The sequence below is a fragment of the Lentibacillus jeotgali genome (assembly GCF_000224785.1).
GTDB lineage: Bacteria > Bacillota > Bacilli > Bacillales > Amphibacillaceae > Lentibacillus > Lentibacillus jeotgali.
Genome location: NZ_AGAV01000017.1, coordinates 1 through 11,975, shown reverse-complemented (window position 1 = coordinate 11,975; position 11,975 = coordinate 1). Strand labels below are relative to the sequence as shown.

The following is an 11,975-nucleotide window of genomic DNA, read 5'->3' as shown; positions in this document are numbered from 1 at the left end:
TGCGTACAGACAGTCAATGTTGCTGTACACGCACTTTTTGTTCGACAGGGTTATGAAGCTCTCCGATGCCGTTAATGCTGCATACGATTTTATCATCGGCTTTCATCATCTCCGCTCCAAGCGGGCTTCCGGTTAAAATGACATCGCCAGGTTCCAGTGTCATTACGCCGGACAGGTAAGCAATCATTTTTCGCATGGAGACGATCATGTTCGCTGTCGGGCTGTCCTGTTTCTTTTCGCCATTCAAATATGCTTCAACGCGTGCATTGTCCGGATCAAATTCAGTTTCAATACAGGGGCCAAGTGGTGTGAACGTATCGAATGATTTACCTACCATCCAATGGCCGTCGTCATGAAAATATTGCGGTGCCGTCACGTCATTGGCCACGGTATAGCCAAAAATATGATCCATCACGTTATCCTCTGCGATATTGCTGGCCGTTTTCCCAATGACGGCCGCCAGTTCTGACTCAAATTTCACTTCGCTGATCCCTTGTGGAATAACAATGGATTCGCCGCTTCCGACAACCGATGAAACCGGTTTGTAGAAAAACACTGGCAACTCAGGCGCTTCAGCGGGCAGATCACTTGGTTTTGCAACATAGTTTGCCCCAATACCAATCACATGCCGTGGTGTAATTGGTTCCAAAATGTCGATCGTATCGGGATGATAGATTCCGCCTGTTCTCTCCCAATCGGTAAACATATCGCCTTCGATTTGCTGGATGCCGCGGTCTGTTATGATGCCCTGTAAAATGGTTTGTACGCCTTTTGGTTTGAATCTAGTAAATTTCACTGTATCCACTCCTTGTGATTGAGATGGGCCAGACGCCGATCTCAATGTTTTATACACTGACTTTTTTACGTTAATTTTGTTGCGCGTGAACCCTCGCAGTTGAGATTAACTGCGACGTAGTAAAAAATGTGTGCGATATCACCGCTTCGGAAATACACTTCGCACACCTTAGGGCGGCTGGCGAGCTTCCTTGTTCGCAGAGAACGCTCGAGATGGGGGCTCTTAGGCTCGCTGTCCCATAGCGGGCTTGCATTCTGTGCCCCGATAACTCGGTTTTCTCCCACTCGAGCTTTTGTGTTGTTCGAATGCGTGATGCTGGCACAAGATCGTGCGGCGCTCTGAATTTCGCGCGAGGGTGGCATGAATTCGCGCGTGGCTCTCCGAATTTCGCGCGAGGGTGGCATGAATTCGCGCGACACCCCTCTGAACTTCGCGCGAGGGTGGCATGAATTCGCGCGTGGCTCTCTGAATTTCGCGCGAGGGTGGCATGAATTCGCGCGACACCCTCTGAATTTCGCGTGAGGATTCCTTGTAATCAATCGAACTTTTGTGCCTTTCGATTAATCCCCCCCGTAGTCGATCTAAGTTTAGGTTTTTCAATCGAAAAATCACCGCGCTCCTAGTTTATCCGTCATAAAATATTTGTTTTACCAAGATGTCGTAAACAAAATACACTGCGCTGACATGGCGTTGATTGGAGCAAAAGGCAGGAGACTCCTGCAGGGAAGCGGGCAGCTTAAGATCTGAGCAGGAAGCGGTCTTTGCTTCCGAGGAAGCTGAAGCGTTGCGCTAAGGTTCGCGACTGCCCAAAGCGAAAATCAACCCTGCCTATCACCCCGTCGCATTAATTGTCAAAATCAACAACCTCCTAGAAAACAGCCATGATCTTAAACGGTTGCTTTTTTCTCATCATGCTTCACTTCGACACAACGGCCCGGTTCAGGGAACAATTTCCCCGGATTCAGCAGGTCGTCCGGATTGAAGACATGCCGGATATCGGTTTGTGCTGCCATTTCCTCATCACTGAAGATAAAGCGCATTTCAGCTGACTTTTCAATGCCGACACCATGTTCACCCGTAATCGAGCCGCCAACATCCGCACACACCTGCAAACATTCCGAACCCGCTTTGGACGCGCGGTCACTCTCACCGGGGACGCTCGCATCAAACAAGATGAGCGGGTGCAGGTTCCCGTCACCTGCATGGAAAATATTCGCAATCCGCAGTTCATACTTGCGGCTAATGGCGTTGATGCGTGCGAGTACTTCAGGCAGTCGGGTCCTTGGAATGACGCCATCCTGGACAAGGTAGTCCGGCGAAATTGCCCCCATCGCGCCGAAACCCATTTTGCGGTTGGCCCACCACATGCTTCGCTCCGCCTCGTCTTTGGCCACCTTTACGTTGCGCACATGATTGCTTTTGCACACCGTCAAAATATCATCGATCTGATCGTCAATCCCGGCTTGAATGCCATCCACTTCAATCAGCAAAAATGCCGCAATGTCACTCGGGTGTCCGACTGGATAGGCCGATGCCTCAACACCTTCAATCGCGATTTCATCCATCATCTCGAGCGCCGCCGGGATGATGCCTGTTGCGATAATGTCCGACACCGCCTGGCTGGCATCATCGATATCGTCAAAATAAGCTAGGACCGTTTTCTTGCCTTCCGGGTTTTTCAATATGTTCACGGTAATCTTTGTCACAATGCCAAGCGTCCCCTCCGATCCGGTGAGGAGACCGAGCAGATCATACCCCGGCTGATCCGGCACACCGCTTTTGCCAATTTCAATAATCTCACCACTTGGCAGAACCACTTCAAGACCCAAAATATGATTGGTCGTGACACCGTATTTCAGACAGTGCGCACCACCGGAGTTCTCAGCAACATTGCCACCGATTGTGCAGGCATACTGACTTGATGGGTCCGGGGCATAATAGTAGCCTTTATCGGAAATCGATTGGGTCAGCTTCAAATTAATATACCCTGGTTCGACAACAGCCTGGCGGTTTTCCAGATCAAGGTGGAGCAGCTGCTTCATCCGGACAAGGCTGATGATCACTTCGCCGCCCCTTGGTGTCGCACCGCCGCTCAAACCTGTGCCAGCACCGCGCGCAATGTAGGGAATCTCCCGTTCATTCAATTGTTTGACGACATCCGAAACGTGCTGTGTGTTCCGGACAAACACGACCGCTCTTGGCATGCCCCGTTCCAGTGTATACCCATCACACTCATAGGACAGGAGATCTTCCTTCAAATAGAGCACATTTTCTTCACCGACAATATCCATTAACTTCTTTACGGCTGCATCCGGCTTTTGCTTGGCTCGCTTTTTTCGAAACATCCTTGTCACCCGCTTTCTGTATGTTTCCTATAATTCGTATTCATGCATTTTCTGCTTATCTTTCTCATAGGCCCAATCAAGGAGCTGAATGGTATGAACGACTTTTTCTTTTCGGCCGTATTTTTGCACACCCATCGCAATCTGCAGCATACAGCCGGGGTTGCCCATCGAAATCATATTAATGTTATCCGGTATGTCATCTATTTTGCGGTCAAGCAGCTTTCCGGCCATCTCGGGATGGGTCAGATTATAGATGCCCGCACTGCCGCAGCACCGGTCCGCATCAGGCAAGTCAACCACCTCAACGCCCGGAATGTCATTTAAAATTTGCCGCGGTTCAGATCGAACACCCTGGCCGTGCGCCAGATGACACGCATCATGGTACGTCACGGTTGTATCAACTTCAGAGTGAGGCCGTTTGAAATCATTGTCGTACAGAAACTTGGTGATATCCTCAACCTTCTCGGAAAATTCCTCAGCGAGCGGCAGCATCTCCGGATCATTCCGGAATAGTTCATCATATTCCTGAAGCGCACAGCCGCAGCCTGCCGCGTTCACGAGAATTTTATCGTAGTCTTTGAACGCCTCAATATTCTTCCTGGCAAGTTCTTTCCCCGAATCCCGCTCACCGGCGTGAATGTGAAGCGCCCCGCAGCAGCCCTGATCAGGCGGCAGCCCCACCTCAAATCCATTGTGCGTTAACACGCGGACAGTCGATTTGTTCACGTCATTAAACATAATGTCCATGATGCAGCCCGTCAGGATAGCAACGCGCCCTTTTGTCTCACCCTCTGCCGGAATGACTTCAGGATACCTGCCCAAAATCGGCTTTCCTGCTTTCGGAAGTGTGGCTTCCATATCTTTTAAGTGATCCGGCATTACATTGAGGACACCTGTTTTCCGAGCCACCTTTTGCAGACCGCTCTGCTGATAAAACCGCATCAGACCGCCCAGTTTTTCCATCCGCTTCTTATTCGGGAAAAATTGGTTCAAAACCGTCTTTTTAAATGTACCGGAGATCCCTGACAACGGCATTGACTGATTGATTTGCCCGCGCGCTTCTTCAATCAGACCGCCGACCTGGACGTTTGCTGGACAGGCGGTTTCACAGGCACGGCAGTCGAGGCAATTATAAACTGGGTCGGCAAACGCCTCATCAAGACTGATTTTGCCTTCTGCTACCGATTTAATTAAGTAAACCCGACCCCGTGGTGAATTCTGTTCCTCACCCGTTTCCTGATACGTCGGGCATGCTTCCAGACACATGCCGCAGTGAACACAGTCAGCCCATTTCGTCGCATCCGGTACATCATCCCAGATGTAGTTGCCAAGCGGATTCGACTGGCATGCCGGATCCATTTTATTTTCTTTCGTAGCAACAGCGGCAGCTTCACTATTAGACTTGCCGCCACTCAGCATGTTGACTAAACCAATGCTCATTTAAATCCCTCCTACAAACCGCTGCCGGTTTAAACGTTTTTTCGGATCATTCGCCCGTTTAACGCCATCTAATAATGGAAAATAAGCAGGCTTTTCGCCCCACACATCAGCTTCTTCCCTCAGCGCGAAAGGTAAATGAGTGCAAACAACGTACCCATGCTTCTTTTCTGCTTCTGACCTTAGCGCTTTTATGAGGGTGATAACATCCTCTGCGTATCCGTTGATATAGACGCGCGAAATCCCGTGCCCGGCGCCGCCATGTGCTTCCACGGAAACATGATGAGTTTCAGCAAGTTCTTCTGCCTTTTTCAAATTGCCGGGTACGTCTGAAGGCAGACTGCCGATCTTCAATGCGGCCTGTGTTTTGGGGTCGTCTGCGCCATCGTTATGACCGTTCGGGCCTTGACGCCGGAACGCCTCCCACCATTCGACTGCTTCCTGTTCATGCAAGACTGTTTGCTCGACATCCGGTGGCAAGTGCTCCGTCACCCATTTTTCCTGCTGAATGACAGCTTTTTCCTGATCTTCAAACGCAATTGCCAACGTATCAAGCCGTTTACCGGTTAATTTTTCTGCCATTGCTGGTGTTAGTACTTCAAGCGATACCGGTTCCATCATCGAGTCCAGGATACGTTTTGCAAAGTCGTGAATAGCCTGCTCATAGCCATCTGGGAAATGCAGCAGTGACAGGGCCTCATATTTCGGGAGCGGCCGCAATTTAAGCGTGATTTCACTGATGACGCCCAGTGTCCCCATCGCACCGATAAACAGTTTGTTCATGTCATAACCCGCCACGTTTTTTACCACTTTGCCGCCCGTACGGATGACACGACCATCCGCGTAAACAATCCGCGTGCCAATGACGTGGTCCCTCGCTGATCCGTAAAGCAGCCTTTTGGGACCGCTTTCATTTGCGGAAATAACGCCACCAATCGTCGCCAGCTCCGGCCACGACGGATCAAGCGCCAAACACTGCCCACTTTCCGCCAATTGATCGGAAATTTCCTTTATGGTCGTTCCAGGTCTGACGGTCAGCGTCAAGTCACCGACCGAATGCTCGACAATCCCTTTGTAGTGCGCGAGCGACAGTAAAATGTCCGCCTCTTTTATCGTCCCACCATAACCCCGCTTCGTACCGCCGGATATGATGTTTACAGTTCGATTGTGATCGTTCGCGTATCGAAGCACATTCGCTATATCGTCTTCGGAACGGGCTTCGATTGTCTGCCGGGCACCATTCCCCAACGGATGGTCTGATTCGTTCTGTTTGATTTGGTCTTTCGGCACAACCGCTTCGATTATTGATGTGCTCATATGGGAATCCCCCTTTCCTTAGTAAACGTCAAATTTTGTTATCATGATCGCTTTGGATGTGTGATGTTGTCTATAGTTAACCAGTGTCATATAGGAAAGTCAATGTTATTTTTTTAATTATGCAAAAATTGACAGGGTACGAGTTTCTGCGCCTTTGTTCGACAAATGCGGCGGGTGTGGCTTGTTGTGGTGCTGTTGCACGAGTTTGAGCTGTTCTTGCACAAGTTGGTGCTGTTGTTGCACAAGTTTGAGCTGCTCCCGCACAAGTTAATGATCTTGTCGCACGAGTTGGCGCTGCTTCCGCACAAGTTTGAGCTGCTGTCGCACGAGTTTGAGCTGTGTCGCGCGATTTCATGCCGTCCTCGCGCGAAATTCGGGGGCGTCGCGCGATTTCATGCCATCCTCGCGCGAAATTCGGCGACGTCGCGCGATTTCATGCCATCCTCGCGCGAAATTCGGGGGCGTCGCGCGATTTCATGCCATCGCCGCGCGAAAAACCATGGACACCGCGCGATTTCATGCCGTCCTCGCGCGAAATCCGAGAAGTCCTCGTCAAGGCCCCACTTGATCGACTGCCCGCTCGGCCCGAGCACCTCAATCACCCCACAAAAAACAGCAGGAAATTGAGAGGCCCCTCATAATCGCCTCTCATTTTCCTGCTAACATTTATTTCGCCGTATTCACTGCTTCCTTCTCCTTCGCTTCCAGCCGGCGCTTATGCAAAATTGGCTCTGTATAACCGCTTGGCTGCTCATGGCCTTTAAACACCAGATCACATGCGGCCTGGAACGCAACAGAGTCATCAAAATTGTTCGCCATAGGACGGTACGCAGCATCGCCTGCGTTTTGCCTGTCAACCACTTTGGCCATCCGCTTCAATGTGTCCATCATCTGCTCCTTGGTGCAGATGTCATGATAAAGCCAGTTGGCAAGCATCTGGCTGGAGATGCGTAATGTCGCGCGATCTTCCATCAGTGCAACGTCATTAATGTCAGGGACTTTTGAACAACCGACGCCCTGCTCAACCCAGCGCACAACATAGCCGAGCAGTGTCTGGCAGCTGTTGTCCATTTCCTCCTGAATTTCGTCAGCTGACCAATTCTTATCGACCGCAACAGGAAGCTGCAATATATCATCACGGTAGTCCTGCAGATTTTCCTCAATTTCCGCCTGGACTTCTTTCAAATCCACCTGATGGTAGTGCAGCGCATGCAGGGTTGCTGCCGTTGGTGATGGCACCCATGCTGTGTTCCCGCCTGCTTTCAAATGGCCGATTTTTTGCTCAAGCATAGCCGCCATTAAGTCAGGCATTGCCCACATGCCTTTGCCGATTTGCGCTCTCCCCTTCAAACCGGCACCAAGACCGACCGCGACATTATTTTTCTCATAGCCGTTCAACCAGGTTGATGCTTTCATGTCGCCTTTCTTGATCATTGGGCCTGCCTCCATAGAGGTATGGATTTCATCACCCGTGCGATCAAGAAATCCGGTGTTGATGAATACGACGCGTTCGCACACCTCATGAATGCAATTTTTCAGGTTCAAGGTCGTGCGGCGCTCTTCATCCATCAAACCGATCTTCAGCGTGTTGCGCTTCATGTCGAGCATATCCTCTACACGTGCAAATAGTTCATTGGCAAGCGCTGCTTCTTTTGATCCGTGCATTTTTGGCTTCACAATGTAAACAGAGCCGGTCTCGGAATTTTGATACGGGCCGTTGCCGAGCAGACTGTGCTTTGCCATCAGGCTCGTAAACACACCATCCATAATACCCTCGAACACGTCGTCGCCATTTTCATCGAGAATCGCGCTGTTCGTCATCAGGTGACCGACATTACGCACGAACATGAGCACACGGCCGTTCAGACTGATCTCGCCGCCATTCGGAGCCGTATACGTACGGTCAGGATTCAATTGACGTGTGACGTCTTTGTCGTTTTTCGAAAAGGTCGTTGTCAGATCGCCACGGTTCAGACCGAGCCAGTTTCGGTAAATGAGCGTCTTATCTTCAGCGTCAACTGCAGCGACCGAGTCTTCGCAATCCATAATGCTTGTTGTGGCCGACTCCAGAAAAACATCTTTAACACCGGCTGGATCCGTTTTGCCAATCGGATGATCCGAATCAACCTGTATCTCAATGTGCATGCCGTTGTTCTCAAGCAAAATCGCATCAGGTTTCTCAGCGGAGCCCTGATAGCCTGCAAATTGCTCCCCATCTTTAAGAATGGTCGTCTGGCCGCTTTCAAGTGTCACGCTGAGTTTGCCATCATTGACCGTATACGTGATGGCGTCTTTATGTGAGGCATTCTCAAGTGGTGTATGCTCATCAAGGAAGCGTTTGGCGAATGCGATCACTTTTTCGCCGCGGACAGGATTGTACGGACCAGACTTCTCAGCACCGTCCTCTTCACTGATTACATCGGTACCATACAATGCATCATAAAGTGAACCCCAGCGCGCGTTGGCAGCGTTCAGGGCATAGCGCGCATTGTCGACCGGCACAACAAGCTGCGGCCCCGCCTGCCTGGTGATGACCTCATCAACATTTTCAGTTGTAATCTTGAAATCGTCCACCTCAGGCTCTAAATAACCGATATCTTCAAGGAATGTTTTATACGTATCCAAATCAAATGCATTGTTCAGCTTGTGCCATGTATCAATCTGTTTTTGCATGGATTCCCGTTCATCCAGTACTGCTTTATTTTTCGGTGTCAGGTCAGCGACAAGCTTTTCGAGGTCCTGCCAGAATGTTGCTTCGTCCAGCCCAGTTCCCGGCAACGCCTCCGAATTGACAAAATCATAAAGCTCTTTAGCGACTTGCAGATTGCCCGATTTGATATAGTCTGTCATCCCTGATTCCTCCCCTTTGTGCTTTTCTTTATTTTAATACGGCCCGGGCAAAAACTAAAATACATGTTTTGCATGAACACTATTCCTTTTAGCTATACCTTGACGTATAATAGGCTTAACCATTGATATATGAAGGGCGGCGATTCATATGGACATCAGGCAATTGACTTGTTTTGCAGAAGTTGCACGGCAATCGAATGTCACACGGGCGGCTGAAACGCTTCATATTTCGCAGCCATCGCTGAGCAAAACGATCAAAAACCTTGAGACTGAATTGGGTGCACCGCTGTTTGACCGCAGCGCGCATCAGCTGAAATTGACCGATGCGGGAGAAGCTTTTTTAGTCAGCGTGCGAAAAGTCCTCGATTCATTTGAAAATCTCACATCTGAAATGGATGATGTGATTGATTTAAAGAAAGGCGAAATCAAAATCGGCATCCCCCCGATCATCGGCGCTGCGTTTTTCGCACCATATATCAGCCGCTACAAAGAAACTTATCCATCGATTGATCTGTTACTGACTGAAGTCGGCTCGAACGCCATCAGACAGGGCGTCAGTGATGGCGAACTTGACATCGGGCTGATCTGCAACACCCCGGCAAGGGAGGAAAACCTTGCAACGATTCAACTATTAAAAGATCCTCTGGTGCTTATGGTACATAAAAACAACCCGCTCGCTGGTGAGACGACAATTACATTTGACGCTATCAAACACGAACCGCTTATTTTATACCGCCATGATTTTTCACTGCATGACCGGATTATGGAGGCCTGCGCCTATTACGGATTTGACCCGAAAGTCGTCTGCGAAAGCTCGCAGAAAGATTTTATGATTGAAATGGTTGAAGCCAAACTGGGAAGCACCCTGCTGCCAAGCCGCATCAGCAGCAATATTGATAATGATCAGCTAACAGCGATCCCTTTCGCCCAGCCTGTCATTAATTTGGAGCTCGGCATGGTCTGGAATAAAGATAAATATATGCCATATGCGGTGAGAGAGTTTATTGAGATGTCGGAGAGCTATCGGGTTTGAGGTGCGCGTGGTGCGTGTTGTACGATTGGGACTGCGCTTGCACAAGTTTTGGGTGTTCTCGCACAGGTTAAGGCTGCTCTGGCACAGAATTGGGGTGCTCTCGCACAAGTTGTGGCCATTTCCGCACGAGCTGGAGCTGTTCTCTCACAGGTTTTGGCTGCTCTCGCACAAGTTGGAGCCACTCCTGCACAAGTTTAAGATGTTGTCGCACAAGCTTGTACTGCTCCCACACGAGTTGGACACGTTCTAGCACGATTAGGAGCTATTCCCGGGACATAAAAAGCCCCCGTACTCTGACCAGGGAGGACATTCGAACCATAATAGTATTTTCGGATGAATTGTTGCTATAATCGTTTAGCAGATAGATTTCCCGGTTAAATTGATAGTGAGAAAATTGGGAAAGGAGAATCTGAATGAAACGTTGGATATTCCTTCTAGTGCTGTTGGTAGTTACTTTTGCGCTAGCATCTTGCGGCGGAAATAACAATACCGATTCAGACCAACAGAATAACATGGGTGGATCAAGCAACCAAAATGAGAACGCCAGTCAGAAAGCCGTTACAGTAGATTTACAAAGCGGAGAAGGTGAATCAGCCGGCACTGCCACGTTAGAACAAGTATCGGAAGGTGTCAAAGTAACCCTTAACGGAGAAAATATTCCAAAAGGAACACACGGTTTCCATATACATGAAAAAGGCACATGTGAAGCACCCGATTTCAAATCGGCAGACGGACACTTCAATCCCGGTAATACCAAGCATGGGTTTGATACATCAGAAGGACCGCATGCGGGAGACATGCCAAACATTACCGTTGGCGAAGATGGTACTGTAAAAATGTCTTATGTCGCAGAAGATGTAACATTGGAAAAAGGACAAGATAATTCACTGCTTGGCGATGGCGGAAGGGCACTGGTCATCCACCAAGGTAAAGATGATGGAAAATCACAGCCGTCGGGCGATGCCGGTGACCGGTTCGCATGTGGTACGATTAGTGAATAAGTTGCGCGATCAGATAAGATAATCGTTTTAAGCATGCTACTGCCGCACGAGTTGGGGGCGTTCCCGCACACGTTTGGCGCACTCTCGCACTAGTTCGATGCACTCCCACACAAGTTTGAAGTGTTCCCGCACGAGTTGATGCGGGTCTCGCTCAAGTTTGGCGCGACCCTGCACAAGTTGACGCGCCGCTCGCACAAGTTTGGCGCGACCCTGCACAAGTTACTGCTTCCATCGCACGAGTTTGAACCATTCCCGCACGAGTTCGGAGTGCTCCCGCATGAGTTGACCACGCCCTCGCACAAGTCAAAAGCTCGCCCTTCCAAAAACATCAAGGGACGCTGAATGATTCAGCGTCCCTTGATGCCGCCCCTTCACTATACCAACTCAATCTCCTCAACCGTCCGTTCAACAATCCGCGCCTCTTTGATGGATACGACATCGCCACCTGATGATGTGAACGCATTCTGATTGATGATGTCGTCCATTGCAGCTTTAATGGCTGCTGGATCGGCCGGCTCGACCGGCTGTTCCAATGAATATGTGACGGTCTTGCCGTCTTCGTTCAAAAATTTCAATTCAAGCTTTTTCATTTTGTCACCTCCTCCTCGTACTAAGTCAAGACATTCAGATCCCCGGCAGAACTATGATTCGTGGTTTCCCGAATCCCCCCTATAGTTCTGCCACCTGCAAAAACTTCCCCATGACTTATGCGCCTGCGGTGATTTCGGAGCTGTCATTACGTTCCACATCTACCAGCGGGCGCTGCTGCAGCCCTACAACCGACGTTGCGATCGCATAAAGCTGATCGGCGGTTGCTTGTGTTTTGACATTGTTGAAGCCTTTCGTTTTGAAAAGCTGCTTCCCGGACATTTCGTCTATCCCATCATCCAGGATGAGACGCAGTCGCGAGCTGACCATTTGCTGTTCGGCCATGTTGCTCACCTCCCTTCACCCCTATAATCGAAATGAAACGCAAAAAAGGGGCATGGAAAACAAAAAATTTTTTGTAATGCCATGCCCCTTTTTACAGGTTAGATTCGATTATAGGAGAAAGAAGGGTTTTGGATAGTCGAGGATTTTCGGCGGCGGCCGAAAATCGACTTATTGAGAGACAGAACATCCCCTTCCATTACGGAGGTCAAAAAAGCGGCACATAATTACAAGCTCCAGTAATGGTACCCTTTCGCTTCACATTC

10 protein-coding genes are annotated in these 11,975 nt (G+C 49.7%); 3 read left to right on the top strand and 7 right to left on the bottom strand.

Annotation, left to right across the window (positions count from 1 at the left end; genetic code table 11):
- Nucleotides 1–13 precede the first annotated feature (13 nt).
- From ON01_RS13850 to ON01_RS13835, 4 genes are all read right to left on the bottom strand, one after another.
- Nucleotides 14–796 (bottom strand): fumarylacetoacetate hydrolase family protein, encoded by a 783-nt coding sequence (locus ON01_RS13850; protein WP_010531663.1) that lies wholly within the window; start codon nt 794–796, stop codon nt 14–16.
- Nucleotides 797–1,683: 887 nt separating this feature from the next.
- On the bottom strand, nt 1,684–3,141 hold the full coding sequence (locus ON01_RS13845; RefSeq protein WP_010531662.1) for an FAD-linked oxidase C-terminal domain-containing protein: 1,458 nt from the start codon (nt 3,139–3,141) through the stop codon (nt 1,684–1,686).
- A 27-nt stretch (nt 3,142–3,168) separates the two neighbouring features.
- Nucleotides 3,169–4,560 (bottom strand): (Fe-S)-binding protein, encoded by a 1,392-nt coding sequence (locus tag ON01_RS13840; RefSeq protein WP_425357511.1) that lies wholly within the window; start codon nt 4,558–4,560, stop codon nt 3,169–3,171.
- A gap of 21 nt (nt 4,561–4,581) precedes the next feature.
- The gene (locus tag ON01_RS13835; protein ID WP_010531660.1) at nt 4,582–5,895 is read right to left on the bottom strand and encodes an FAD-binding oxidoreductase; all 1,314 of its coding nucleotides are present in this window, start codon (nt 5,893–5,895) and stop codon (nt 4,582–4,584) included.
- Between the two features lie 186 nt (nt 5,896–6,081).
- Between ON01_RS13835 and ON01_RS19255 the strand changes: the two genes are divergently transcribed.
- Nucleotides 6,082–6,522: a hypothetical protein gene (locus ON01_RS19255; RefSeq protein ID WP_138919795.1), complete on the top strand. Its 441-nt coding sequence runs from the start codon at nt 6,082–6,084 to the stop codon at nt 6,520–6,522.
- A gap of 39 nt (nt 6,523–6,561) precedes the next feature.
- Here ON01_RS19255 and ON01_RS13830 read toward each other — a convergent pair whose 3' ends face one another.
- Nucleotides 6,562–8,745 (bottom strand): malate synthase G, encoded by a 2,184-nt coding sequence (locus ON01_RS13830; RefSeq protein ID WP_010531659.1) that lies wholly within the window; start codon nt 8,743–8,745, stop codon nt 6,562–6,564.
- Between the two features lie 148 nt (nt 8,746–8,893).
- Between ON01_RS13830 and ON01_RS13825 the strand changes: the two genes are divergently transcribed.
- Nucleotides 8,894–9,778 carry a LysR family transcriptional regulator gene (locus ON01_RS13825; RefSeq protein ID WP_010531658.1) on the top strand — a complete coding sequence of 295 codons (885 nt, stop codon included), beginning with the start codon at nt 8,894–8,896 and terminating at the stop codon, nt 9,776–9,778.
- Between the two features lie 413 nt (nt 9,779–10,191).
- Entirely contained in the window at nt 10,192–10,779 is a 588-nt protein-coding gene (locus ON01_RS13820; protein ID WP_010531657.1) for a superoxide dismutase family protein, read from the top strand.
- Nucleotides 10,780–11,153: 374 nt separating this feature from the next.
- Here the strand turns inward: ON01_RS13820 and ON01_RS13815 are convergent, their stop codons facing one another.
- Together ON01_RS13815 and ON01_RS13810 are read right to left on the bottom strand one after the other, a co-directional pair.
- Nucleotides 11,154–11,369 carry a DUF2922 domain-containing protein gene (locus ON01_RS13815; protein WP_010531656.1) on the bottom strand — a complete coding sequence of 72 codons (216 nt, stop codon included), beginning with the start codon at nt 11,367–11,369 and terminating at the stop codon, nt 11,154–11,156.
- 115 nt (nt 11,370–11,484) lie between these two features.
- On the bottom strand, nt 11,485–11,712 hold the full coding sequence (locus tag ON01_RS13810; protein WP_010531655.1) for a DUF1659 domain-containing protein: 228 nt from the start codon (nt 11,710–11,712) through the stop codon (nt 11,485–11,487).
- Between the last annotated feature and the right edge of the window lie 263 nt (nt 11,713–11,975).

Coding starts and splice junctions, on each gene's coding strand:
- ON01_RS13845 (WP_010531662.1), bottom strand. CDS start 3,141: ATGTTTCGAAAAAAGCGAGCCAAGCAAAAGCCGGATGCAGCCGTAAAG.
- ON01_RS13840 (WP_425357511.1), bottom strand. CDS start 4,560: ATGCTGAGTGGCGGCAAGTCTAATAGTGAAGCTGCCGCTGTTGCTACG.
- ON01_RS13835 (WP_010531660.1), bottom strand. CDS start 5,895: ATGAGCACATCAATAATCGAAGCGGTTGTGCCGAAAGACCAAATCAAA.
- ON01_RS13830 (WP_010531659.1), bottom strand. CDS start 8,745: ATGACAGACTATATCAAATCGGGCAATCTGCAAGTCGCTAAAGAGCTT.
- ON01_RS13825 (WP_010531658.1), top strand. CDS start 8,894: ATGGACATCAGGCAATTGACTTGTTTTGCAGAAGTTGCACGGCAATCG.
- ON01_RS13820 (WP_010531657.1), top strand. CDS start 10,192: ATGAAACGTTGGATATTCCTTCTAGTGCTGTTGGTAGTTACTTTTGCG.
- ON01_RS13815 (WP_010531656.1), bottom strand. CDS start 11,369: ATGAAAAAGCTTGAATTGAAATTTTTGAACGAAGACGGCAAGACCGTC.
- ON01_RS13810 (WP_010531655.1), bottom strand. CDS start 11,712: ATGGCCGAACAGCAAATGGTCAGCTCGCGACTGCGTCTCATCCTGGAT.